Source organism: uncultured Polaribacter sp. (assembly GCF_947501385.1).
Taxonomy (GTDB): Bacteria; Bacteroidota; Bacteroidia; order Flavobacteriales; family Flavobacteriaceae; genus Polaribacter.
In genome coordinates this window covers 71,320-94,556 of the sequence record NZ_CANMVP010000011.1, presented here as the reverse complement: position 1 = coordinate 94,556, position 23,237 = coordinate 71,320, and the positions used below count along the sequence as shown (strand labels likewise).

Genomic DNA, 23,237 nt, shown 5'->3' with positions numbered 1-23,237 from the left:
TTCTTTTTTATTAACAAAATACAATTTATTACCAAAGAAAAAAAGAAGCAAAAAAAGAAATTTCACCATCATTATTATCTTGTTTTCTTTTAAGTTAATATTTTATAAAACAAGTCTAAAATAGCGCAGTCGAGAGGTAGTTTTAGTATCCAGTTATTCCTACGCTGGTAGGAATCTAAATATCTTAAAAGCCGTTGCAATTTGCAACGGCTTTTTCTTGTGCTGAACTTTTTTCAGCATCTTTACATTAAGGTTAGCTAAAGACTGTATTTTTTAGTCTGTCATTACCAGAAAGTTTTTCCTTTCTATGGTAATCTAAAATTTAATAAGAGATTGCTTCGTTTCTCGCAATGATCTTTAAATAAAAAAAGAATGTAATCCTTAAGCTACCAGATTTAGGCAGGAGTAACTCCCTACTAATGAATAGATGTATCAAAACTTTACAAGCTGTTAAATTATTTTAGATAACCATTTAATAGAATTATCTTTGTGATCCTAATTTAAAAGACATCCAAAAGAATGACATTAATAAAATCAATCTCAGGAATTAGAGGAACCATCGGTGGTAAAACGGCTGATAATCTAACTCCCATAGATGCCGTAAAATTTGCATCTGCCTATGGGGCATTTATAAAAAAAAGAAAAAGTAATATGAATGATTCTGAAACAAGTTCAGAACAAGTAAAAGTAGTTATTGGCAGAGATGCACGTATTTCTGGAAAAATGATTTCTAGTTTGGTTACGAACACTTTGGTTGGTTTAGGTATCGATGTTATAGATTTAGGTTTGTCTACAACACCAACTGTAGAAGTAGCTGTTCCTATGGAGAATGCAGATGGAGGAATTATTTTAACGGCATCACACAATCCGAAACAATGGAATGCTTTAAAGTTGTTGAATGAAAAAGGAGAGTTTTTAAATGGAGCCGAAGGTGAACAAATTTTAGAGTTAGCAGAAAGCGAAGATTTTTCTTTTGCTGACGTAGACGATTTAGGAACCTATACAAAAGACCATTCTTATTTAGAAAAACATATTCAGGCAGTTTTAGATTTAGAATTGGTAGACGTAGAGGCGATTAAAAAAGCAAACTTTAAAGTAGTTGTAGACGGTGTTAATTCTACTGGTGGAATTTTTATTCCTGCTTTATTAAAAAAATTGAATGTAGCATGTGTTGAATTGTATTGCACACCAAACGGACAATTTCCTCACAATCCAGAACCTTTAAAAGAGCATTTAACAGACATTTCTAATTTGGTTGTAAAAGAAAAAGCAGATTTCGGAATTGTAGTTGATCCAGATGTAGATCGTTTGGCATTGGTTTGTGAAGACGGTTCTATGTTTGGAGAAGAATATACCTTGGTTGCTTGTGCAGATTATGTTTTAGGCAAATTAGGTGGCGGAAACACTGTTTCTAACTTATCTTCTTCTAGAGCATTAAGAGATATTACAGAAAAACATGGCGGAACTTATACTGCAAGTGCTGTTGGTGAAGTGAATGTAGTGATAAAAATGAAAGAAACCAATACAGTAATTGGTGGAGAAGGAAATGGCGGAATTATTTATCCTGCTTCTCATTATGGTCGTGATTCTTTGGTGGGAGTTGCTTTGTTTTTATCACATTTAGCAAATAGCAAAATGTCTTGTAAAGAATTGCGAGATTCGTATCCAAGTTATTTTATGAGTAAGAATAAAATTCAATTAACGCCAGAAATAGATGTTGATAAAATTTTAGAAACGATGGCTTCAACCTATAAGAGTGATCCCGAAATTTCGGGCGTAAACACAATAGATGGTGTAAAAATAGATTTTGCAGAAGAATGGATTCATTTAAGAAAATCGAATACAGAACCAATTATTAGAATCTACACCGAAGCAAAATCACAACAAGCAGCAGATGATTTGGCCGTAAGATTTATCAATGAAATAGAGGCAATCATCAAATAACACATCAGAACTATTGAAAATACATACAGTGATTTTAGTTGTTTTACTCTTTTGTTTTTCGAGTATTTCAGCACAACAAAATACTATAATTACTAAAAAAAACAAGATTACAAATAAGGGGAAATTTTTTGTGTATTGGGGCTGGAATTGGGCAAATTACTCTAAATCAGATATTCGATTTAAAGGAGAAGATTATGATTTTACATTGTCTAATGTAGCCGCAAGAGACAGGCAAACAGAATTTTCTGTTTATAATTATTTTAATTTGGGGAATATCACAATTCCGCAAACAAATTATAAAATTGGATATTTCTTTAAAGAAAATTATACAGTTTCTATTGGTGTAGACCACATGAAATATGTAATGATTGCAAACCAAGAGGTTACTATTAATGGAGAAATTCATATTGGTAATGCAAAATACGATGGTAGTTACGCAAATCAAAATATCAATCTAGCGGGAGATTTTTTGAAATTTGAACATACAGATGGGTTAAATTATGTGAACATAGAGGTAAAACGTTTTGATAATATTGATCATTGGTTTGGATTGGATTCAAAGAATTTACAAATCAATGTAACTGAAGGTTTTGGAGCAGGAGCTTTGTACCCAAGAACAGACACTTCACTATTAGGAAAAGAAAGACATGATAATTTTCATTTATCGGGTTGGGGCGTTTCTGCAGTTGGAGGTTTACATATTTCATTTTTAAAGCATTTTTATATGCAAGCAGAGTATAAAATAGGATATATTAATATGCCGAATATCAAAACATCTTTAAGTACAGCAGATTCGGCATCGCAAAATTTTTATTTCTTCCAAAATAATATTTTAGTAGGAGGAAAGTTTAAATTATTCTAAAAGCAACATCATGGATTTAGAAAATTATTTTAATCAGTTTAGAGAAAATATTGTTGGTATCGATCAAAAATTTATATCTCCTTACGGAGAACAAAATTTAATCTATACAGACTGGACTGCAAGCGGAAGATTGTATTTTCCAATTGAAGAAAAAATGCTTCATAAATTTGGTCCTTTTGTGGCAAACACGCATACAGAAACATCAACTTCTGGTGCAGCAATGACCTTGGCTTATCATGAAGCAAGAAAAATTATTAAACATCATGTAAATGCAAATGATGATGACGTTTTGATTACTTCTGGTTCTGGTATGACAGGTGTTGTAAATAAATTTCAAAGAATTCTGGGACTCAAGGTTTCAGAGAATTTAAAAAATCATACCCATATTCCAGATGAAATAAGACCTATTGTTTTTATTTCTCATATGGAACATCATTCGAATCAAACTTCATGGTTAGAAACCATTGCAGATGTAGAAGTGGTGCCTTGTAATGAGGAAGGTTTGGTCTGTTTAAAAAACTTTGAAAAATGTATCAAAAAACACGAACATCGAAAAATTAAAATCGCCTCTATAACCTCTTGTTCTAATGTTACAGGAATAAAAACGGAATACCATAAGGTAGCCAAATTAATTCATAGTTATAATGGTTTGTGTTTTGTAGACTTTGCCTGTTGTGCTCCTTATGTAAACATCAATATGCATCCAGCAGTAACAGATGAATATTTAGATGCTGTTTTCTTTTCTCCGCATAAGTTCTTAGGAGGTCCAGGAACTTCGGGAGTTTTAATATTTAATAAAAGTTTGTACAAAAATACCATTCCAGACAATCCTGGAGGCGGCACTGTGAGCTATACAAACCCTTGGGGACAGCACGACTATTTTGATGATGTAGAAACGAGAGAAGATGGTGGTACACCTGCGTTTTTACAAACTATTAGAATTGCTTTGGCGATTCAGTTGAAAGAGAAAATGGGAACTGAGCACATTAAAAATAGAGAGAATGAGATAAATAAAGTTATTTTTAAAACCTTAGAAAATCTTGAAGGCGTTAAAATATTAGCACCCAATCATAAAAAAAGATTGAGTATTTTTTCTTTCTATTTTGAAAAATATCATTTTAATTTAGTAGTAAAATTATTAAACGATCGTTTCGGAATTCAAACAAGAGGAGGCTGTTCTTGTGCAGGCACTTACGGGCATTTTTTATTAAATGTAGATCAAGAAACTTCCAACAGAATTAAAGATCAAATTTTACATGGTTGTAATACAGAAAAACCGGGTTGGGTTCGTTTGTCTGTGCATCCTACAATTACGAACAAAGAAGTAGATTTTGTATGTACTTCTTTAAAAGAATTATCAAAAAATATAGAAAATTGGGCTAAAGATTACAATTACGATCCAATTAAAAACGATTTTACGCACAAAACAGTAAAACCAATCGAACAAGAATTGGTAAGAGAGTGGTTTAGCGTGTAACTATTTGAATTTTGTAGGCACTTTATTTCTATGCTTAAAACGTTTGTGCGACCACAAATAAAATTCAGGTTGTTCTTTAATATTATCTTCAGTAATTTTTGTGAATTTATCTGTTATTTGATAATTTTCAAACGCTTTTGGGGTTTCTGTAATTAATTGGAATTCAATTTCATAATATCCTCTTTTTACTTTTTTAGCAACATAGTTAATCACCACCAAATCGAATTTTTTAGCAAGCATTTCTGCACCCGTGTGCACAGGTACTTTTACTCCAAAAAAATCTCTCCAGTAAAAAGTTTTTTGAATTTGTGGAGATTGATCACTCAATAATACATAAACAGCCTGAATATGTTGATTGAAGTTTTTTTGAATCCCCTTTACAAATTTTGAAGTTTTAAAACCATCGATATCAAACTTTTTTCGAGATTTATAGACTTTTTTTTCGAAATACTTATTCTGAAGTTTTGTGTAGGCTCCATAAACAGGGATGTCTAATGCTAAAGGCAAGCTTACAGACCATTCCCAATTTGCTTGATGGGCACCCACTAAGGCAATACTCTTTCCTTCTTTTGCGTATGTATTTACCAACTCAGGATTTTTATATTTATAACGCTTTAAGATTTGTTTTTCTGAAATCGAAAATGCTTTTACACTTTCCATAACTAGATCCATTAAATGTTTAAAAAATTTCTTTCTGATATCTAGCAGTTCCTTTTCAGGTTTTTCTGGAAAAGCAAGTTTTAAATTTTCTAAAACAATTGCTTTTCTATAGCCAAAAACATGATAAATAAGAAAGAAAAATACATCAGATTTTATATATAAAATACGCATTGGCAATCTAGAGAAGAGCCAAATAAAAGGGTAAGTAAGCGCAAAGACAATAAATTGCATAATATGGTTTTGGTTCTGCAAATATCGTATATAAATTTAAATTGAAAAGAGTTATTAGTAATAGGATTTTATTATGTTTGTGGGATGATAGGAAATATAAACCAAGCAGTATTATTTATAATTATAGCCAACGTTTTGGTTTCAATGAAAGGTTTTAAAGACTACGCTTTTTTAGATAAATATAAATTTCAAGTAAGTAAAGTTTTGTCTGGTGAAAAAATTAGAATGTTTACCTCTGGTTTTTTACATGTAGATTGGACGCATTTAGGTTTTAATATGTATGCTTTGTATTTGTTTGGAAGGATCGTGACGGGTATGCTAGGAATACCAAATTTTTTAATTATCTATTTTGGAAGCTTACTAGCAGGAAGCTTGTATTCGCTAACATATCATAAAAACGAGCCATATTACAGCGCTGTTGGTGCTTCTGGTGCTGTTTCGGGTATTGTCTATTCTTCCATATTATTATATCCTGATATGCAATTATCATTGTTTTTTATGATTCCAATTCCAGGATATATTTTTGGAGTCGGTTATTTATTGTATTCTATTTATGGAATGAAAAAACAATTAGGAAATGTTGGGCATTCTGCACATTTAGGTGGTGCTATTGGTGGTTTTGCATTGACCTTAATTTTATATCCTTCTTTATTTTCTACCAATAGATTGATGGTTATTTTATTAGCAATTCCTATTGTATTATTATTGATTTTTGGGGATAAATTAAAGTCTTTATAGATAATTTTTAAAACTTAAATATCTTTATTTTTACAAGCTATTTTGCATAAAAAAAACACCATTATTTTTAATAGTGTTTTTTGAGCGAAAGACCAGGTTCGAACTGGCGACATTCAGCTTGGAAGGCTGACGCTCTACCAACTGAGCTACTTTCGCGTGGTAAAGAGCTACAAATATAGAATCATTTTTGATTTCTACAATGCTTTTTTTTGCAAAAAAATATATTTTTTAGATTTGTTTAAAAATGAAACAGTTAGCATATCAATTGTTCATTTTTTTTATATTATTTTAAATTTAGTAATCATAATTTAAAAATCTCGACTAACAAAACTTCGTATCTTGCAATTTTAATGAAGTATATAAAGCGTATGAAAAGTGATGGATTTGTTTCTCTAATACCAAAATTAGAACCAATATTTTTAAAATTTTATAGAAAAGTAATTTTATGAGTTAGTATTCTTCCTAAATGAGCGCATTTAAAATAGTGAATAGCAATATTTTTGTTTGATATGAAAAGTATAATAGCTTCTTACCAATCAGTAAGAAATAAAACACAGAGTCTTTGTAGATCTTTATCTATTGAAGATTTTACTCCCCAATCTGCCCCTTTTGCAAGTCCACCAAAATGGCATATTGCCCATACTACCTGGTTTTTTGAAGAGATGATTTTAAAGAAATACCATTCAGATTATGTGGTTTTTAACTCAGCATATTCATTTCTTTTTAATAGTTATTACAATACAATTGGCAAAAGAATCAAAAGAAACGAAAGAGGTTTAATTACAAGACCTAGTATAGAAGAGGTATTTAAATATAGATCTTATGTAGACAATGCGATGTTTATTTTATTAAATAAAAATGAGAGCCAAGAAATTCAAGAATTAACTATTTTAGGGGTAAACCATGAACAGCAACATCAAGAATTATTAATTACCGATTTAAAATACACATTCTCTAAAAACCCAATTCATCCAATATATGTAGATAAAAATTTTATAACAGATAAAAATGAAAACAAGGGTTGGTTACAATTTGAAGAAGGAATTTATAACATCGGTTATAAAGGAAATGATTTTTGCTTTGATAATGAATTGGGCAATCACCGTGTTTTTTTAGAGCCTTTTAGTATTTCTAATTCTTTAGTAACTAATGGCGAATTTATTGAATTTATAAATTCAGATGGTTATAAGAATCCAAAATACTGGTTAGATGATGGTTGGTCTTGGCTGCAAGAAAATAATATCAAATTCCCTTTGTATTGGGAATCTATAGATAATGAATGGTATCAATATACATTGTCTGGTTTAGAGAAAATTGATGACAATACCATACTCTCTCATGTTTCTTTTTATGAAGCCTCAGCATTTGCCTTTTGGAAAGAAATGCGATTACCAACCGAATTTGAATGGGAAATTGCATCAGCAAAGTTAAATTGGGGGAAACGCTGGGAATGGACAAATTCTGCTTATTTGCCCTATCCCAATTTTAAAATAAAAGAAGGCGCAGTAGGAGAGTACAATGGTAAATTTATGATAAATACGATGGTTCTAAGAGGAGCCTCTTCAGCAACATCAAAACAACATAGTAGAAATACATACCGAAACTTTTTTTCGCCAAATACACAATGGCAATTTACAGGAATAAGACTTGCAAAATAATATGATAGAAACTTTTAAGAAAGATGTAGAAGAGGGATTAAGTAAAACCTCTAAAACACTACCCTCTAAATATTTTTATGACTCGATAGGAGATCAAATATTTATAAAAATAATGAACATGCCAGCATATTATCTAACCAGAGCAGAGCATGATATTTTTAAAAATCAAACCGAAAAAATAATTCAAAAATTAAAATTAACACCAAATATTTTTTTTGAAATCATAGAACTCGGCGCTGGAGACGGCACAAAAACAAAACTTTTGCTCAAAGAACTAATTCGTCTTGAGTATAATTTTAAGTATGCTCCTATAGACATTTCAGAAAATGCACTGAAGAATCTAAAAAGTAATTTAAATAAAGAGATGGCTAGTTTAGAGGTTTCAACAAAACAGGGTGATTACTTTGAAGTTTTAGACAATTTAAAACAACAAAAAGCACCAAAAGTTGTACTCTTTTTAGGGTCTAATATTGGCAATATGTCAGACGAGACTGCAAAAATTTTTCTTACAAAACTTAGCAACGCTCTTAACAAAAACGATAAAGTACTTTTAGGAGTCGATATGATTAAAAGTGAACATGTTGTTTTGCCTGCTTATAATGATAAAGAGGGGCTTACGAAAAGTTTTAATATGAATTTGTTAGACAGAATAAATAAAGAACTAGAAGGTGATTTTAATACTCATCACTTTGAGCATCTAGCTACCTATACCCAAGATGAAGGGATTGCTAGAAGTTATTTGGTAAGTAAAAAAAATCAAGAGGTTTCTATAAATACTTTAGATCAAAAATTTTCTTTTATAGAGGGTGAAAAAATTCATACAGAAACTTCTAGAAAATACAATGATGCTATTTTAGAACATCTTCTAGAAGAAACTTATTTAAAAATAACTGACAAGTTGATGGATTCGAATGAATACTTCGCAGACTATATTTTGACTAAAATTTAAAGTATGAAAGGTATAGTCGGAATTTTAGGCCTTGGTAAAAGAAGCACAAATTTTTATCTAGAAACGCTACAAAAAAGCTATTTTAAAATCTATGGAGACTATCATACATTTCCTTTTTTATTGTATCAAATAGACTTTAATACATTAAATCCGTATTTGCCAAATCAATTTTCTAAGTTAATTCCTATATCTCAAAATTTAATTTTAGAGCTTAAGAAATTACCAGTAAAAAAATGGCTAATTCCCAATATTACATTTCATGAAACTTTCGATAAACTAGAAACGAAAATTCCTGTTTTTCATCCAATAGCATTGTGTTTAAATTTTTGTAAATTACACGCTGTTAAAGAAGTAACTATTTTTGGAACTGATTATACAATGAACGCTGATTATTTGCGAGGAAATTTAAAAAACGCAAATATATCTGTTCAAAAAATAGATTTAGAAGATCTTAAATTCATCAATCAATTTAGAAAAAAAGTATATGAAAATATAGAAGAAACTAAAGATATTGCTGTTTATGCATCATTCATAGAAAAATATGCTAGCAGAAGTTATGTAATAATAGCTTGTACAGAACTCTCTTTAGTAACTGAAAAAATCAATTCAAAAAAAATTATTGATTTAGCAAAATTACAAATAAACGAAGTCTTAAAATTTTCCATTAATTAAAAATTATTCCCCATGAGAACCCCCGATTTTTCAAAACTAAAAGCAGTATATGTAAATTGTACTTTAAAGAAATCACCTAGAAAAAGCCATACAGATGGATTAATGCAACTCTCCAGAAAAATTATGGAGAAAGAAGGTGTAAATGTAATCGATATTAGATTCATAGATCATGATGTTGCCTCTGGTGTGTATCCAGATATGACAGCACACGGTGAAAAAACAGACGAATGGCCAAAACTATTCAAAAGAATATTTGAAGCAGATATTATCATTATTGGAACTCCCATTTGGTTGGGAGAAAAATCTTCAATAGCACAAAAACTAATTGAAAGATTGTATAGTATGAGTAGTAAAACCAATGAAAAAGGACAGTATATGTTCTATGGCAAAGTTGGAGGATGTGTTGTTACAGGAAATGAAGATGGTGTAAAACACTGTGCTATGGGAATTTTATATGCGTTGCAACACATAGGATATTCAATTCCACCACAGGCAGATTGCGGTTGGATTGGTGAAGTAGGTCCTGGACCAAGTTACTTAGACGAAGAAAGCAATGCGAAAGACAATAGTTTTACGAACAGAAATACCACCTTTATGACTTATAATCTAATGCATTTAGCAAATATGCTAAAGCAAAATGAAGGCTATTCAGCCTACGGAAACTCTAGAGAAGACTGGGATGAAGGAAAACGGTGGAATTTTGAAAACCCAGAATATAGGCAATTCTAAAATCAAAAAAGTGCAACCATTACAGTTGCACTTTTTTTTTGAATTAATTGTAGCGAGAACGGGATTTGAACCCGTGACCTCAGGGTTATGAATCCTGCGCTCTAACCAACTGAGCTACCTCGCCATTGGTTTGCGGGTGCAAATATAATTACTTTTTATAGATTGGCAACGTGTGTTTTTAATTTTTTTTAAATAGAATAAATACCTATATTGTTCACTTAACAAAACAAGCAATGGAAAAAGTACAATTTGAGTTAGAAATCCCAATTCACGCATCTCCAAATATGTTGTATCAATATATTTCTTCTCCATCAAACTTACAAGAATGGTTTGCAGACAAAGTAAATTCTAGAGGAAAAGTATTTAGTTTTGTTTGGGAAGATACCGAAGAGTTGGCCGAACTAATTACAAAAAAAGCGGGTGAAAGAATTCGTTGGAAATGGTTAGAAAGTGGCGATGATGAAAGTTTTTTCGAAATTAGAATTCAAGTAGATCCTTTAACAAAAGATGTTTCTTTAATTGTTACAGATTTTGCTGATGACGAAGACGAAGTAGAAGAATCTAAACAACTTTGGGAGAACCAAATAGATGAGTTAAGGCAAACAATTGGTGCTTAAAACAAATTATAAAATATAGTAAAACCAGCAGAATTGCTGGTTTTTTTATGTCTAATTCTGTCAAAATATAGTAATTTTGCAACTCCAAAAAATAAAGTAATGGTTAATTTTAACGGGGAGTTATTATTTAAAGAAAATATACGTCTAAGTTCAGACAATAGGGGTTTTAAATATGGCGATGGTATTTTTGAAACAATTAAAGTATCCAATAAAAAAGTGGTTTTTTGGGAAGACCATTATTTTAGATTGATGGCTTCTATGAGAATGCTCCGCATGAAAATTCCTATGAAATTTACGTTGGAATTTTTAGAACAAGAAATTTTAAAAACGATAGCCGTTTTAGAAGAAACTGCAACATATAGAGTTCGCCTAAATGTTTTTAGAAAAGATGGAGGTTTGTACACGCCAGATACAAACGAAATTGATTATTTACTAGAAGCTTCTGGAACTAATCATACATTTAAAAGTGAATACAAAATAGATGTATTTAAAGATTTTTATAATTATTCGGGTCTTTTATCAACCATAAAAACAAATAATAGAATGTTAAATACGTTGGCCAGTATTTTTGCAGATGAAAATGATTTAGACAATTGTATTTTATTAAATGAACGCAAAGGTGTTGTAGAAGCTACCAATGGAAATGTTTTTATTGTAAAAGGTAGCATTGTAAAAACACCTGCTCTAACGGAAGGTTGCATTAAAGGGATTGTAAGAAAAAAAGTAATTGAAATTCTTATGAAAAATAAAGATTTTACTATTGAAGAAACAGCCATTTCTCCTTTTGAAGTTCAAAAAGCAGATGAAGTTTTTATAACAAATGCAATTGTTGGTATTCAGCCAGTGACTAAATATAAAAAGAAATCTTTTACAACCGAATTAGGGAATAAATTACAAGCGAATTTAAAAATAGTAGAAATAGCAGGAAGCTAGTTTAAATTAAAGTCACTGGGTGCATTTGCCCAAAGTTTATAATTACCACCTTTTTGTAGTAACATATTTTTCCAAAGACTTTCCCCATCATAAGAAAGAATATTTTCAAAATCATTTTCTGCAACAAACCAAGATTTTTCTTTTAGCTCATCTGTCAGCTGGTTTTTATCCCAACCAGAATACCCTAAGAAAAAGCGAATGTCAGATTCTTCTAACACGCCTTCATTTAAAAGTTTTTTTAAATGTTTAAAATTACCTCCCCAAAAGACACCATTTGTAACTTCTATACTATCTTCTAATAGTTGAGGCACTCTGTGAACAAAATATAAATTATCCTGTTCTACAGGACCGCCTTGATAAATAGTAAAAAAGCAGTTGATGTCAGGTAACAGATCATTAAGACTATATTCTAAAGGTTTGTTTAGAATAAAACCTACAGAATTGGTTTCTGTATGCTCAGTTAACAAAACAATTGCTCTATTAAAAGAATGATCGTTTAATATGGCAGGTGCTGCAACTAATAATCTTCCTTTTTTTGGTTTTAGTTTAGACATTTGTTTTTTATTTTTAAATATAAGAAATAATTTAAAATAAAAAAACTCTCTTAAAAAGAGAGTTTTATATTATTTAAAACTATAAGTCTTAGTTTACAGCATCGCTTAATCCAGCTCCAGCTTTAAATTTTGCTACATTTTTAGCAGCAATTTGGATTGTTTTTCCAGTTTGAGGATTTCTTCCACTTCTTGCAGCTCTGTTAGATACTGAGAACGTTCCGAAACCAACTAAAGCAACTTTTTCACCTTTCTTTAAAGAAGAAGTTACGTTCCCTGTAAAAGATTCTAAAGCTGATTTAGCAGCTACTTTAGAAATTCCTGCGTCAGCAGCCATTGCATCGATTAAATCTGATTTGTTCATAATAAATTGTGTTTAAAAATTATTTAATAAATTATTTTTTCGCTTAAAAGCTTAACAAATATAGACGGATTGTGGGCTTACGCAAATTTGACCCCTAAAAAAGTGCCTTTTTGTTAATAAAAGTATATCAATTGTTAATAAACCAAGCATTGAGAATCAAAAAACCCTACAAACCTTGCTAATAAAGGCTTTACAACATTTTTGCTTCTGAAGAAAAAGAATAGCCATTTAGCAAACTTTTTGAGTCCATTTTTTTCTTACCAGAAAGTTTAATTTCATCTATTATAATGTATCCTTTATAAACAGCCACTTTCAATTCTTTTTTGGTTGCTATAATTTTTCCAACAGCATTATTATGATCTGCTACCTCTTTTTGAATTGCGTAAATTTTTGCAGAAATTTCTTCTTCGTTATTTTGAATAATTGTCCAAGCAGCAGGAAACGGATTTAAACCACGAATTTTATTATAGATGTTTTCTAGAGAGTCTGACCAGTTTATTTTTGTGTTTTCTGGGTTTAATTTGGGTGCAGATTTTTCTTCTAAATCAGGCTGTTTTGTTGTTGTAATGTCACCTTTACCAATGTAATCTACAGTTTTAGAAACCAGAGCAGCGCCTAAATGCATTAATTTGTCATGCAAAGTACCAACTGTTTCATTGTGATGAATTGCAATTTCTTCTTGTAAAATAATTTCGCCAGTATCAATTTTATCATCAATAAAAAAAGTGGTGACGCCAGTTTTTGTTTCTCCATTAATAATAGACCAATGTATTGGTGCAGCACCTCTGTATGCTGGCAATAAGGAAGCATGTAAATTAAAGGTCCCAAATTCTGGCATTTGCCAAACTACTTTGGGGAGCATTCTAAAAGCAACTACAATTTGTAGATTGGCATTTAAGGAGGCTAATTCTTTTAAAAAATCTTCATTCTTTAAATTGGTTGGTTGTAAAATAGAGATGTTTTGAGAGCTTGCGTATTTTTTTACAGCAGACTCATTTAATTTTCTTCCTCTACCGGCAGGTTTGTCTGGTGCCGTAATAACCCCCGCAATGGTATAGTGGTTCTCTACTAAATGTTTTAAAATGGCTACTGCAAAATCGGGCGTTCCCATAAAAACGATTCGTAAATCTCTCATAATTATTTTTTTAGTTGGTATGTATTCTGATGGGTAATCTTTAAGGTGTCTTCAGACAACAAGCGCTGCAAATGTATTAAAATGTCTTTTTCAAAAGCATTTAAACGATTGCTAATTTCTTTTGAGGATAAGGGTTCTTTTTCTTTTAAAAGCGCGAGTATATTTAGTGATAAATCTTTCTTATCTTTTTTCTTGTTGGCAATACAAACATCACAAATACCACATTTTTTTTGGGTTTTTTCATCAAAATACGCAAGCAGTTGTATACTTCTACAAATATCTTCGTTTTTGATAAAATTTATAAAATTAGCAGCTTTTTCTTTTTTTAAAGATAAGAACTTTTTTATCTGCTTAGAAAATCGATTGATGGTTTTATCATCTTCTCTTGGCAATAAAAAGTTTATAGAAATTGTACTATTCACTTGAAGGTAGGTGACCAGGTTTTGATCTTCTAATATTTTTAAATTTTGTATGACTTGTAAGGAAGTAATACCTGCTTTTTTTGCTAAAAAGAATTCATCGATTTTTGTTTCGCTTTCAAAAAGACCGCCATAAGTTCTTAAAAGTACACTTATAAAATTTTTTAAAGAGCTATTTTTTTTAGAAAAGTTTACAATTGAATAATGCGTACCAACAACTTTTAAAGTCGATTTTTTTTGATAGTTGGTATTCAATTCAATGCTACCATAATTAGACAACAGTTTTAGAATTACATCTGTCTTTACTACTTGGAAACTGTATTTTTTACAAAATTCTAAGAAATTAAACCAGAATGTTTCTTCGATCAACTCACCATAAGGAATTCTAAAATGTTGGTATAATTTTCTATGTACTTCTTTGACCTCCGTAAGGGTTGGTATTGAATTTTCTGTTTGTTGTTTATGTAAAAAAATATCGTTTTCATTATAGAGTAGTACTCCAAAAGATTTTTTTTCATTTCTACCTGCTCTCCCCGTTTCTTGTACATAATTTTCTATACTAGCGGGTAAATTATAATGAATAACCAAACCCACATTTGCTTTGTCAATTCCCATTCCGAAAGCATTGGTAGCCACAATAATTGGTTTCTTTTCAGTCATCCAATCATTAAAAGCAATTTGTTTTTCAATTACAGATAAACCTGCGTGATAAAAGGTACTCTTAAAAGCATTTGCATTTAAAAAATTAGCGATTTCTTCTGTTTTTTTTCTTGAGTTTACATAAATAATCGCAGGTGCTTTTGTCTTCTTAAAAATTTGAAGTATTCTTTCTAGCTTGTCTTCAATTTTAAAAATTTGATAGGCTAAGTTTTCTCGGTAAAAAGATTTTTTATAAAGTATAGGTTTAGAAAGTTGTAAATTATTTGTGATATCTTCTAAAACTTTTTTATTAGCTGTTGCTGTTAAAGCAATAAAATTAATTGCCGGTAAAAGTTCTTTTAAAGCCTTAATATTTCTGTAGGAAGGTCTAAAATCGTGTCCCCATTCAGAAATACAATGTGCTTCATCTATAGCTACTAAATTTACAGTTAGTTCTTTAATTTTTTGTTGAATGAATGTGGCTTGTAATCTTTCTGGAGAAATGTATAGAAATTTAATTCCTCCAAATTTAATGTTGTCAAAAAGTGTAATCATTTCATCTTGACTGCTGCCTGAGGGAATTGTAGTTGCTTTTATATTTCGATTGTTCAAGTTTTCTACTTGATCTTGCATCAATGCAATTAATGGAGAAATGACAATACAAACACCCTCTTTTGCCAATGCAGGCACTTGGAAACAAATAGATTTTCCACCACCAGTTGGCAATAGAGCAATTACATCATTTTGTGCGAGTACACTTTTGATGATTTCTTCTTGTGGTTCTCTAAATAATGAAAACCCCCAATATTCTTTTAATATTTCTTTTGGAGAAATCATCATTCGCAAGAAAGCGAATTAACAATAAAATTGGTGCGTTCTTCAACAGAACCAAAAGGTACATTTATTAAATTGTAGCCTAACTCTGAATACGCTTTTACTAAAAAAGCATCAATTTCTTCAGATTCTTCAAAAGATTCATAACGCTCATTGTCTGTAATATGAATTTCTTTCCAAGGAGAAAAATGAAAAATTTTAGAATATGTATATTGAGCACTTTTTTTAATAAAAAAAGCTGGATATTCCGTATTAAAATAGTTCATATATGCATGAACATCTGGTATTCCCCTGTCAAAAAAAACAATTTCTTCGGCTAAAAGATTTGCTTTTACATATTGTTCTTCTCTACCTTCTAAGAGCATTTTACTAAACAATAAAGGTTCTGTTAAGAAGAGTTGATCGATTCCTTCTTCTTTTGCTTTTAAAGTAACGGCTCTAGAAACTTCTGGCATACAGTAGAAATTTCTTTTTATAAGTTCATTTAAAACAGTAGTTTTCCCAGTTCCTGGGCCTCCAATAAGAACTATTTTTTGTTGCATTTTACAAAAATAAATCATTCCCTTTATAAAACTAATTTTTAATGTAATTTTGTGTCTTGCAATTTGTAAATAGTTTAGAAAAATTTTAACAATTATTATGTCCAATAAAGACGAATTTTACAACAAATTAAAAGTGCAGCTAGAAGATACCACCTCTTTTCCAGCAGATTACTTATATAAGTTTATTGTGCCTACAACAGAAAATCAGGTTGCAGAAGTAGAAACCTTATTTAATAATACGGGTGCCGTTATAAATACAAAAAAATCTAAAACGGGCAAATATGTGAGTGTTTCTATCGTTTTAAAGTTAAAAAATTCTGAAGAAGTAATTGCATATTACAGAAAAGCAGAAAAAATAAAAGGAATCATATCATTATAAGTTTATTTATGAAAAATAGCATTTTAACAATTTGTATTGTATTTATCAGCATGAGCATTTTTTCACAAAAAAAAGAAAAAACGCTAGTCACCATTAATAAGGACAAAACAAGCATAGCAGATTTTAAACGTGTTTATGAAAAAAATTTAAACATCATAGACAGCGAAGAAGCAAAAGATATTACTAAAAACTTAGAACTTTATATAAATTATAAGTTAAAAGTAAAAGAAGCTTATCAATTAAAGTTAGATACCTTGCCTTCTTACAAAAGGGAAATAGAAACCTATAAGAATCAGCTTTCTGCACCTTATTTACAAGATACCACGTTTATTGCAAATTTGGTAAAAGATATTTACTTCAGAACAAAAAATGAAGTAAAAGCAAAACATATTTTAATAAGAACTTCTAAAGAAGCAACTCCAAAAGACACATTACAAGCGTACAATAAAATCTTAAAAATAAGAGATCGAATTGTTGGTGGTGAAGATTTTGGTAAAGTTGCCTCAGAAACATCAGATGACAAGTCTGCTCAAGATGATCCAAAATCTGGAAGAAAAGGAAATCAAGGAAATTTAGGATATTTTGATGCTTTTAAAATGGTCTCTCCATTTGAAGATGCCGCGTATACTACCAAAGTAGGGGAGGTTTCCATGCCATTTAGAACACAATTTGGATATCATATCATTAAAGTAGATGATTTTCGTGAATCGAAAGGTGAATTGGAGACCGCACATATTTTAATAATGGATACTACGGTTGTAGGGAAGACTAAAATAGATGAAGTGTATGCAAAACTGCTACAAAAAGAAGCCTTTGAAGTTTTAGCAAAAGCGTATTCAGATGACAGAGGTTCTAAAACCAAAGGTGGTAAATTGAATACATTCGGAAAAGGTCGTATGGTGAAGCCATTTGAAGACGCCGCTTTTTCATTAGAAGATGAAGGTGATTTTTCAAAACCTTTTAAAACCCGTTTTGGTTGGCACATTGTAAAATTACTAAAAAAATACCCTATAAAACCTTTTAGTGAACTAAAAAAAGATATTGCTACTAAAATAAAGAAAAGTTCTAGAATGCAAATGTCTGAAACGGCTGTAATAAATAAATTGAAAGCTTCTTATACGATTGTAGAAAATGAAGAGGCTAAGAAAATTTTAGAAAGAAAAAATATCAGAGCAATTCCAAAAGATTCCCTTCAAAATACCATTTTAAGTATTAATGATAAAAATATTACACAAGAAGAATTTGTAAATTACATTAGAAATAGAAGACATAAGGCAGTTTTTTTACTTTTTGAAATGTTTAAAAATCAAGAAATTTTAGCTTATTATAAAGAAAATTTAATATTTACAGAACCAGAATATGCATATACTTTAAAAGAATATGAAGATGGTTTGTTGTTGTTTGAATTGATGCAACAGAAAATATGGGACAAATCTTCTAAAGATACTTTAGGTTTAAAAAACTATTTCTCTAATCACCCAGAAAAATACAAGTCTAAAGAGTTGGAAGATATAAAAGGTGAGGTAATGAACGATTATCAAAATTTTTTAGAAGAAAATTGGATTGCAGAATTAAGAAGAAAGAATACAATAAAAATAAACAAAAAGCAATTAAAAAAGCTGATTAAATTTTACGAAAAGAAAAAATGAGATTAGTTCTTCTATCTTTTTGCATGCTTTTTCTAACCTCTTGTGATTATTTGTTAGTACAAGAAAAGGAAAACAAGAGTTCAGAAATTATTGCAATTGTCAATACAGAAAAATTATTTAAAGAAGACTTAGAAGGTTTTTTGCCTAGAAACATCTCTCAAGAAGACAGTCTTATTCTCGTTAAAAGTTTTATCCAAGATTGGGCGCTTAAAAAATTATTATTAAAAAAAGCCAGAAATAACAACTCATCAGAATCTTTAGAAAATATCAACACGTTAGTAAATGATTACAAAGAAAGTCTGTTAATTAATAAGTATAAAGAAGAATTGATAAAGCAGCAATTAGATACTTTAATTTCTGATGAAGAAATTAGAATGTATTATCTAGCAAATAATGAGAATTTTAAATTGAATGAAGTGCTCGTAAAATCTAAATATCTTTATTTTCCGAACACTATAAATGATAAAGATGAAATCATAGATTTATTTAAATCTGATGAAATTGAAGATGCAGAAGCGTTAGAAAGTCAACAGTTGAGTTTTAAGATCTACCAGTTGAATGATTCTGTTTGGACAGAATTGGATAAGATTTTGTTAAAACTGCCTTTTTCTAAAGAAAATCTGTTAAAAAAAACAAAATTCATTCAAAAACAAGATTCATTAGGTTTATATTTGGTGGCTATAAAAGACGTTTTATATCGTAATGATATAGCTCCGTTAAGCTATATAAAGTCTACCGTAAAAGAAATGATTTTGCACAAACGTAAAATCGAATTAATAAGAGATATTGAAAAAATAATAGTAAAAGATGCCACAGAGAACAATAATTTCAAAATATACTAAACAACTTTTAATTGCTCTAGTATTTATAGCAACAACATTTCAAGCAGCTGCCCAAAAAATAAAGATTGATGGAGTAGCAGTTGTGATTGGTAAAAACATCGTTTTAGATTCAGATATTGCTAAATTTAAGCAAGAGGTAGAACTTAGAAGCGAAGGTAAAATTACCATTTCAGATTGTGAAATGTTAGAAGAATTAATGCAACAAAAATTACTTTCTCATCATGCGGTGGTAGATAGTGTTACTGTTTCTGATGCAGAGGTCAATCAAAAAGTAGAAAGAAGTATTCAGTTTTTTACACAAGAATATGGTTCTGTAGATAAAGTAATTGCAGCCTATGGTTTTAACGATTTAGATGACTTAAAGGGAGAATTGTATAATGTGCAAAAAGAAAATGCACTTGTAGAACAAGAACAACTAAAAATTACTGAAAAGATAGATGTTACACCAGAAGAAGTACGTTTGTATTTTAATGGTTTAAAAGAAAAAGGAGAATTACCAGAATTTACTGCAGAAATAGAATTGGCTCAAATTGTCATGAATGCAGAACCAACTACAGAGGAAAATAATAAAATAGTTTCAGAATTGAATGAGATTCGACAAGCTATTTTAGATGGCGCAAGTTTTAGAATGAAAGCCATTATCAACTCTAAAGATCCAGGAGTTACTCAGAATGGAGGTAAAATGCAAGTAACCAAAGAATCTAGTTTTATCAAAGAATTTAAAGAAGTTTCTTTTTCATTAGAAAAAGATGAAATATCAAAACCTTTTAAAACACTGTTTGGGTATCATATCATTCAGTTGCATGAAATTAAAGGAAACACAAGAGTAGTTTCTCATATATTAATGCAACCAGAAATTCCAGAAGACCGTTTAAAAGAAACACAATTAAAGCTCGAGGAGATTAAAAGAGACATACAAGAAGGAAAACTTACGTTTGCCGAAGCTGTAAAAAAATATTCAGATGAAAAAGCGTCTAAAAATAATGGTGGTATTGTTTTAAACCCTTATACAGGTGAGTCTAAGTTCGATTTAACGCGAATGGATCCTGCAATGTATGCAAGAGTAAACGATTTACAGCAAGGCGAGTTTACAGATGTTTTTTATGACGAAGCTAGAGGTGGAGAGAAAATGTACAAGTTCATTTTAATGAAAGAAAGAACAGATACGCACACTGCAGAATTGGTAAATGATTATGTAAAAATTCAAGAACTTGCTTTAAAGAAAAAGAAAGAAGAGACTATAGAAAAATGGTCTAAAGAAAAAATTAAAGACACATATATTAAATTAGGAGACGACTATAAAGAATGTGCTTTTAAGAAGAACTGGAAAAAAGCAACAAGCAAATAATGTCGGACGTTATAGCAGTAAACAATTTAGTAAGTAAGTTCGAAATTCTAAAAGCTGAAATTGGAAAAGTAATTATTGGTCAGAAAGAAGCAGTAAACTTTACGTTATTGTCTGTTTTTTGTGGAGGTCATTCTTTACTTATTGGCGTGCCTGGTTTGGCTAAAACATTATTGGTGAATACTGTTTCTGATGCTTTGGGCTTAAACTTTAAAAGAATTCAGTTTACACCAGATCTAATGCCTTCAGATATTTTAGGAAGTGAAATTTTAGATGAAAACAGGCAGTTTAAATTTATAAAAGGGCCTATTTTTTCCAACATTATTTTAGCTGATGAAATCAACAGAACACCACCAAAAACTCAGGCTGCATTATTAGAAGCTATGCAAGAACGCTCTGTAACTGTTTCTGGAAATCACTACAAATTAGCATTGCCATTTTTTGTTTTAGCAACACAAAACCCAATTGAACAAGAAGGTACTTATCCTTTACCAGAAGCGCAATTAGACAGATTTATGTTTTCTATTCATTTAGAATATCCAACGTTTGAAGAAGAAGTGCAAGTTGTAAAAAGCACTACTTCTATTATAAATCAGACAGTTAGGAGTGTTTTTTCTGGTGAAGAAATTGTTGAAATTCAGAAGCTTATTAGAAAAATACCAGTGGCAGATAATGTTATTGAGTATGCTGTTGGTTTGGTGGGTAAAACAAGACCTAAATCTAATAAAGCTACAGCAATGGTAAAAAGCTATTTAGATTGGGGTGCGGGTCCAAGAGCATCTCAAAACTTAATTTTAGGAGCAAAAGCGCATGCAGCGGTACATGGTAAATATTCTCCAGATATAGAAGATGTAAAAGCGATAGCGATTCCTATTTTATCTCATAGAATTGTTAAGAATTACAAAGCTGAAGCCGAAGGAATTACAATTGCTGCTATTATAGAATCTCTTTTATAATATTATACTTCTTTTTCTGTAGGATTTTCGAAAAAACTAAAAACGTTTCCACCATAACGTTTGTCATATTTATGTTTTTCATGAGTTGTCAAATCTGTGTGTTTGGAATGTTCTACAATTAAAACGCCATCTTCATTTAAGATTTCTCTATCAAAAACCAAATCTACAATTTTTAAAAATTGCTCTTTTTCAAAATCATACGGTGGATCTGCAAAAATAACATCGGCTTTGAGAGCTGTTTTTTCAAGAAACTTATACACATCACTCTTAAAAGTATGAATGTCTAGATCTAGTTGCTTTGCAGTTTCGTTGATGTATTTAACACATCCAGAATGCGCATCAACTGCCCAGATGGTTTTTGTTCCTCTAGAAGCAAATTCATAACTAATATTTCCAGTACCAGAAAATAAATCAATCACAGAAATTGAGTCAAAAAAATAAGTATTATTTAGAATGTTGAACAAAGATTCTTTTGCCATGTCTGTTGTGGGCCTAACGGGCAAATTTTTAGGAGCAGATAAACGTCTCGATTTTAATTTTCCAGAAATAATTCTCATGAGCCTAAGAGTATGAAGTTAGTATGTTTTGCCATATTAAGTTCTGTGAATATGGAGTTTGTACTTTCTAAAAAGTACACGTTTTTAATATATTGGTAGGTGATCTTGTAAATCTCTGAATCTATAGTTATTTCACCTATAAAATAAAGAGAAAATTCATTGTTATCTAAGCTTAATTGTTCTGCAACAAAGAGTATATAATATAGAAAATCTTCCTTTGAATCATATGAGAATGTATTAGAAAGTAGTAGATGCTCTTTTTCTAAAACAACAATATCTAGTGACTCTTTAGACACGTTCACGTACATTGTTTTCTCTTGAAATTTATTGGTTTTTAAAAGCTTTTCAATCAAAACAGAACTATGATGTTTGTATTCGAACTCACCAAAATTCTGAAACAAATAATTATTTATATTCATGTAGGGTACATAAATATTTTTAGCGTTTAAAACGGCTATTTCATCAAAAGCAATAAAATCTGTTGCGAGTGTTTTGATATTCAAACTCAAATAAGATGCCAGCTCATTCTCGTTAAAAAAATGATTAGGAACCAACGTAGAAAGATTGTTTTGATGGATTACAATTACCTCAGAAAAATCTTGTTGTAAATAGGTATCTTTCTTAAAAATTTCTTCAATTTTTAAAAGTAGCTGTTCTGGTGTTGTCTGCGTTTCTTCAAAAGTATATGTACAGAAATAAACATCTTTTTTAGATGTAGTGTTATAAATAGAAAAAGAAAATCCATCCAAATTAAATTGGATGGATAATCTATTTTCTTTTATGAATTTCGAAGAAATATTGCTATTCTTTTTTATCACCTCTTTTATCGTATGAAGGTGGCCAGTTTCCTGCGGTAGTCACTTCATCTAAAGATCCTACAGAAATATATTCTCCTTTAATTTGATCTGTTGAAAGTGCTTCTAACTCTAGTTTTACTAAAGACGGATTCATACCTTCTAAAAGATTTTTCTTAGGTGTTCTCGCTCTAAAGGTGGGTACTACCAAACCTTGAACCTTCTCTACAGTACCAACTTCTAATTCAAATTCTTTATTTGCAACACCTGGCACTTTAAACATATTTTTATAATCCTTATTTTCAAAGTATTTTAAAACAGGTTCATAACCCACAGTATCTGTTACTCTTTCTTCTACTTCTTTTGTAATGCCACCACCAACGTTTACAGTCTTAACAATAGTTTTCGTATTTGTTAAAGCCAATTTTGCAGAATCTATAAATCGAATCAATCCTGTTTTATCTTCTGTATAATTACCAGTAACTTCATAATATTTAACTTCCGCATCTCTAATAATCTTTAGATTATCTACAACTGGGGCATACACTTTCACTTTCTTTTCGTTAAAGATAATAGGCTCCATAATACCATTATAAATTTTATATCCTAAAAAGATTGCTAAGAATAAAAGTAATATAGATGCTAACCATCTTAATTTTAAAGGTAAAAACTTAACTACAACGATAGCTATAACTACTGCACCTAAAACTGCAGCCAAAATCATTCCTAATAATCCCATTTTTTTGATAAATTTTTTAGAT

At 30.2% G+C, this 23,237-nt stretch carries 24 protein-coding genes and 2 tRNA genes; 15 read left to right on the top strand and 11 right to left on the bottom strand.

Features of this window, described 5'->3' with window-relative positions:
* Positions 1-519: 519 nt before the first annotated feature.
* Genes glmM through Q0998_RS08905 form a run of 3 tightly spaced genes read left to right on the top strand, consistent with a single transcriptional unit; the run spans position 520 to position 4,283 of the window.
* Positions 520-1,944 carry a phosphoglucosamine mutase gene (glmM, locus tag Q0998_RS08915; protein ID WP_299669102.1) on the top strand — a complete coding sequence of 475 codons (1,425 nt, stop codon included), beginning with the start codon at positions 520-522 and terminating at the stop codon, positions 1,942-1,944.
* A gap of 13 nt (positions 1,945-1,957) precedes the next feature.
* Positions 1,958-2,806 carry a hypothetical protein gene (locus tag Q0998_RS08910; RefSeq protein ID WP_366943618.1) on the top strand — a complete coding sequence of 283 codons (849 nt, stop codon included), beginning with the start codon at positions 1,958-1,960 and terminating at the stop codon, positions 2,804-2,806.
* Positions 2,807-2,816: 10 nt separating this feature from the next.
* Positions 2,817-4,283 (top strand): aminotransferase class V-fold PLP-dependent enzyme, encoded by a 1,467-nt coding sequence (locus tag Q0998_RS08905; protein WP_299669099.1) that lies wholly within the window; start codon positions 2,817-2,819, stop codon positions 4,281-4,283.
* Here the strand turns inward: Q0998_RS08905 and Q0998_RS08900 are convergent, their stop codons facing one another.
* On the bottom strand, positions 4,284-5,174 hold the full coding sequence (locus Q0998_RS08900; RefSeq protein WP_299669096.1) for a lysophospholipid acyltransferase family protein: 891 nt from the start codon (positions 5,172-5,174) through the stop codon (positions 4,284-4,286).
* A gap of 84 nt (positions 5,175-5,258) precedes the next feature.
* Between Q0998_RS08900 and Q0998_RS08895 the strand changes: the two genes are divergently transcribed.
* Positions 5,259-5,912, top strand: a complete 654-nt coding sequence (locus Q0998_RS08895; RefSeq protein WP_299669093.1) for a rhomboid family intramembrane serine protease — start codon at positions 5,259-5,261, stop codon at positions 5,910-5,912.
* 83 nt (positions 5,913-5,995) lie between these two features.
* Here Q0998_RS08895 and Q0998_RS08890 read toward each other — a convergent pair.
* Positions 5,996-6,068: transfer RNA gene (locus tag Q0998_RS08890), tRNA-Gly, on the bottom strand.
* Positions 6,069-6,421: 353 nt separating this feature from the next.
* Between Q0998_RS08890 and egtB the strand changes: the two genes are divergently transcribed.
* Genes egtB through Q0998_RS08870 form a run of 4 tightly spaced genes read left to right on the top strand, consistent with a single transcriptional unit; the run spans position 6,422 to position 9,920 of the window.
* Positions 6,422-7,570 carry an ergothioneine biosynthesis protein EgtB gene (egtB, locus tag Q0998_RS08885; RefSeq protein WP_299669090.1) on the top strand — a complete coding sequence of 383 codons (1,149 nt, stop codon included), beginning with the start codon at positions 6,422-6,424 and terminating at the stop codon, positions 7,568-7,570.
* Between the two features lies 1 nt (position 7,571).
* Positions 7,572-8,519 carry an L-histidine N(alpha)-methyltransferase gene (locus Q0998_RS08880; RefSeq protein ID WP_299669088.1) on the top strand — a complete coding sequence of 316 codons (948 nt, stop codon included), beginning with the start codon at positions 7,572-7,574 and terminating at the stop codon, positions 8,517-8,519.
* A gap of 3 nt (positions 8,520-8,522) precedes the next feature.
* Positions 8,523-9,191 carry an aspartate/glutamate racemase family protein gene (locus Q0998_RS08875; protein WP_299669085.1) on the top strand — a complete coding sequence of 223 codons (669 nt, stop codon included), beginning with the start codon at positions 8,523-8,525 and terminating at the stop codon, positions 9,189-9,191.
* 12 nt (positions 9,192-9,203) lie between these two features.
* Entirely contained in the window at positions 9,204-9,920 is a 717-nt protein-coding gene (locus Q0998_RS08870; protein ID WP_299669083.1) for a flavodoxin family protein, read from the top strand.
* 50 nt (positions 9,921-9,970) lie between these two features.
* On the opposite strand, the gene Q0998_RS08865 is transcribed toward Q0998_RS08870, so the two are convergent.
* Positions 9,971-10,044 (bottom strand) — tRNA-Met (locus Q0998_RS08865).
* Positions 10,045-10,153: 109 nt separating this feature from the next.
* On the opposite strand from Q0998_RS08865, the gene Q0998_RS08860 reads away from it, so the two are divergent.
* The gene (locus Q0998_RS08860; RefSeq protein WP_299669081.1) at positions 10,154-10,537 is read left to right on the top strand and encodes an START-like domain-containing protein; all 384 of its coding nucleotides are present in this window, start codon (positions 10,154-10,156) and stop codon (positions 10,535-10,537) included.
* Between the two features lie 99 nt (positions 10,538-10,636).
* Positions 10,637-11,470, top strand: a complete 834-nt coding sequence (locus Q0998_RS08855) for an aminotransferase class IV (protein WP_299669078.1) — start codon at positions 10,637-10,639, stop codon at positions 11,468-11,470.
* On the opposite strand, the gene Q0998_RS08850 is transcribed toward Q0998_RS08855, so the two are convergent.
* The 5 genes from Q0998_RS08850 to Q0998_RS08830 all read right to left on the bottom strand — a co-directional run bounded on the left by Q0998_RS08850 (position 11,467) and on the right by Q0998_RS08830 (position 15,954).
* The gene (locus tag Q0998_RS08850) at positions 11,467-12,024 is read right to left on the bottom strand and encodes a YqgE/AlgH family protein (RefSeq protein WP_299669075.1); all 558 of its coding nucleotides are present in this window, start codon (positions 12,022-12,024) and stop codon (positions 11,467-11,469) included. The two genes, Q0998_RS08855 and Q0998_RS08850, sit on opposite strands and share 4 nt — an antisense overlap.
* An 88-nt stretch (positions 12,025-12,112) precedes the next feature.
* Complete coding sequence (locus Q0998_RS08845; protein ID WP_299669072.1) at positions 12,113-12,385, bottom strand: HU family DNA-binding protein; 273 nt, start codon at positions 12,383-12,385, stop codon at positions 12,113-12,115.
* Between the two features lie 190 nt (positions 12,386-12,575).
* Complete coding sequence (fmt, locus tag Q0998_RS08840; RefSeq protein WP_299669069.1) at positions 12,576-13,520, bottom strand: methionyl-tRNA formyltransferase; 945 nt, start codon at positions 13,518-13,520, stop codon at positions 12,576-12,578.
* 2 nt (positions 13,521-13,522) lie between these two features.
* Entirely contained in the window at positions 13,523-15,418 is a 1,896-nt protein-coding gene (locus Q0998_RS08835; RefSeq protein ID WP_299669067.1) for an ATP-dependent DNA helicase RecQ, read from the bottom strand.
* A complete protein-coding gene (locus Q0998_RS08830; protein ID WP_299669065.1) occupies positions 15,415-15,954 on the bottom strand; it encodes an ATP-binding protein in 540 nt (179 codons plus the stop codon). Before Q0998_RS08830 ends, Q0998_RS08835 begins: the two co-directional genes overlap by 4 nt.
* A gap of 97 nt (positions 15,955-16,051) precedes the next feature.
* Here Q0998_RS08830 and Q0998_RS08825 point away from each other — a divergent pair, with 97 nt between their 5' ends.
* From Q0998_RS08825 to Q0998_RS08805, 5 genes are read left to right on the top strand one after another with little or no spacing between them, the layout of a single operon-like run.
* On the top strand, positions 16,052-16,333 hold the full coding sequence (locus Q0998_RS08825) for a DUF493 family protein (RefSeq protein WP_299669062.1): 282 nt from the start codon (positions 16,052-16,054) through the stop codon (positions 16,331-16,333).
* Positions 16,334-16,341: 8 nt separating this feature from the next.
* Positions 16,342-17,982: a peptidylprolyl isomerase gene (locus tag Q0998_RS08820; protein WP_299669059.1), complete on the top strand. Its 1,641-nt coding sequence runs from the start codon at positions 16,342-16,344 to the stop codon at positions 17,980-17,982.
* The gene (locus tag Q0998_RS08815) at positions 17,979-18,824 is read left to right on the top strand and encodes a hypothetical protein (protein ID WP_299669056.1); all 846 of its coding nucleotides are present in this window, start codon (positions 17,979-17,981) and stop codon (positions 18,822-18,824) included. Before Q0998_RS08820 ends, Q0998_RS08815 begins: the two co-directional genes overlap by 4 nt.
* Positions 18,790-20,172: a peptidylprolyl isomerase gene (locus tag Q0998_RS08810; protein WP_299669053.1), complete on the top strand. Its 1,383-nt coding sequence runs from the start codon at positions 18,790-18,792 to the stop codon at positions 20,170-20,172. Before Q0998_RS08815 ends, Q0998_RS08810 begins: the two co-directional genes overlap by 35 nt.
* Positions 20,172-21,125 carry a MoxR family ATPase gene (locus tag Q0998_RS08805; protein WP_299669050.1) on the top strand — a complete coding sequence of 318 codons (954 nt, stop codon included), beginning with the start codon at positions 20,172-20,174 and terminating at the stop codon, positions 21,123-21,125. Before Q0998_RS08810 ends, Q0998_RS08805 begins: the two co-directional genes overlap by 1 nt.
* Positions 21,126-21,127: 2 nt before the next feature.
* Here Q0998_RS08805 and Q0998_RS08800 read toward each other — a convergent pair whose 3' ends face one another.
* Genes Q0998_RS08800 through Q0998_RS08790 form a run of 3 tightly spaced genes read right to left on the bottom strand, consistent with a single transcriptional unit; the run spans position 21,128 to position 23,215 of the window.
* Complete coding sequence (locus Q0998_RS08800; RefSeq protein ID WP_299669047.1) at positions 21,128-21,682, bottom strand: RsmD family RNA methyltransferase; 555 nt, start codon at positions 21,680-21,682, stop codon at positions 21,128-21,130.
* Positions 21,679-22,500: a DUF3822 family protein gene (locus Q0998_RS08795; RefSeq protein ID WP_299669044.1), complete on the bottom strand. Its 822-nt coding sequence runs from the start codon at positions 22,498-22,500 to the stop codon at positions 21,679-21,681. Before Q0998_RS08795 ends, Q0998_RS08800 begins: the two co-directional genes overlap by 4 nt.
* Positions 22,484-23,215 (bottom strand): hypothetical protein, encoded by a 732-nt coding sequence (locus tag Q0998_RS08790; protein ID WP_299669041.1) that lies wholly within the window; start codon positions 23,213-23,215, stop codon positions 22,484-22,486. The genes Q0998_RS08795 and Q0998_RS08790 overlap by 17 nt, the downstream gene beginning before the upstream one ends.
* Between the last annotated feature and the right edge of the window lie 22 nt (positions 23,216-23,237).

Excerpts from the sequence above, each read along its gene's own strand:
- glmM (WP_299669102.1), top strand. The coding sequence starts at position 520 with ATGACATTAATAAAATCAATCTCAGGAATTAGAGGAACCATCGGTGGT.
- Q0998_RS08905 (WP_299669099.1), top strand. The coding sequence starts at position 2,817 with ATGGATTTAGAAAATTATTTTAATCAGTTTAGAGAAAATATTGTTGGT.
- Q0998_RS08900 (WP_299669096.1), bottom strand. The coding sequence starts at position 5,174 with ATGCAATTTATTGTCTTTGCGCTTACTTACCCTTTTATTTGGCTCTTC.
- Q0998_RS08895 (WP_299669093.1), top strand. The coding sequence starts at position 5,259 with ATGATAGGAAATATAAACCAAGCAGTATTATTTATAATTATAGCCAAC.
- egtB (WP_299669090.1), top strand. The coding sequence starts at position 6,422 with ATGAAAAGTATAATAGCTTCTTACCAATCAGTAAGAAATAAAACACAG.
- Q0998_RS08880 (WP_299669088.1), top strand. The coding sequence starts at position 7,572 with ATGATAGAAACTTTTAAGAAAGATGTAGAAGAGGGATTAAGTAAAACC.
- Q0998_RS08875 (WP_299669085.1), top strand. The coding sequence starts at position 8,523 with ATGAAAGGTATAGTCGGAATTTTAGGCCTTGGTAAAAGAAGCACAAAT.
- Q0998_RS08870 (WP_299669083.1), top strand. The coding sequence starts at position 9,204 with ATGAGAACCCCCGATTTTTCAAAACTAAAAGCAGTATATGTAAATTGT.
- Q0998_RS08860 (WP_299669081.1), top strand. The coding sequence starts at position 10,154 with ATGGAAAAAGTACAATTTGAGTTAGAAATCCCAATTCACGCATCTCCA.
- Q0998_RS08855 (WP_299669078.1), top strand. The coding sequence starts at position 10,637 with ATGGTTAATTTTAACGGGGAGTTATTATTTAAAGAAAATATACGTCTA.
- Q0998_RS08850 (WP_299669075.1), bottom strand. The coding sequence starts at position 12,024 with ATGTCTAAACTAAAACCAAAAAAAGGAAGATTATTAGTTGCAGCACCT.
- Q0998_RS08845 (WP_299669072.1), bottom strand. The coding sequence starts at position 12,385 with ATGAACAAATCAGATTTAATCGATGCAATGGCTGCTGACGCAGGAATT.
- fmt (WP_299669069.1), bottom strand. The coding sequence starts at position 13,520 with ATGAGAGATTTACGAATCGTTTTTATGGGAACGCCCGATTTTGCAGTA.
- Q0998_RS08835 (WP_299669067.1), bottom strand. The coding sequence starts at position 15,418 with ATGATGATTTCTCCAAAAGAAATATTAAAAGAATATTGGGGGTTTTCA.
- Q0998_RS08830 (WP_299669065.1), bottom strand. The coding sequence starts at position 15,954 with ATGCAACAAAAAATAGTTCTTATTGGAGGCCCAGGAACTGGGAAAACT.
- Q0998_RS08825 (WP_299669062.1), top strand. The coding sequence starts at position 16,052 with ATGTCCAATAAAGACGAATTTTACAACAAATTAAAAGTGCAGCTAGAA.
- Q0998_RS08820 (WP_299669059.1), top strand. The coding sequence starts at position 16,342 with ATGAAAAATAGCATTTTAACAATTTGTATTGTATTTATCAGCATGAGC.
- Q0998_RS08815 (WP_299669056.1), top strand. The coding sequence starts at position 17,979 with ATGAGATTAGTTCTTCTATCTTTTTGCATGCTTTTTCTAACCTCTTGT.
- Q0998_RS08810 (WP_299669053.1), top strand. The coding sequence starts at position 18,790 with ATGCCACAGAGAACAATAATTTCAAAATATACTAAACAACTTTTAATT.
- Q0998_RS08805 (WP_299669050.1), top strand. The coding sequence starts at position 20,172 with ATGTCGGACGTTATAGCAGTAAACAATTTAGTAAGTAAGTTCGAAATT.
- Q0998_RS08800 (WP_299669047.1), bottom strand. The coding sequence starts at position 21,682 with ATGAGAATTATTTCTGGAAAATTAAAATCGAGACGTTTATCTGCTCCT.
- Q0998_RS08790 (WP_299669041.1), bottom strand. The coding sequence starts at position 23,215 with ATGGGATTATTAGGAATGATTTTGGCTGCAGTTTTAGGTGCAGTAGTT.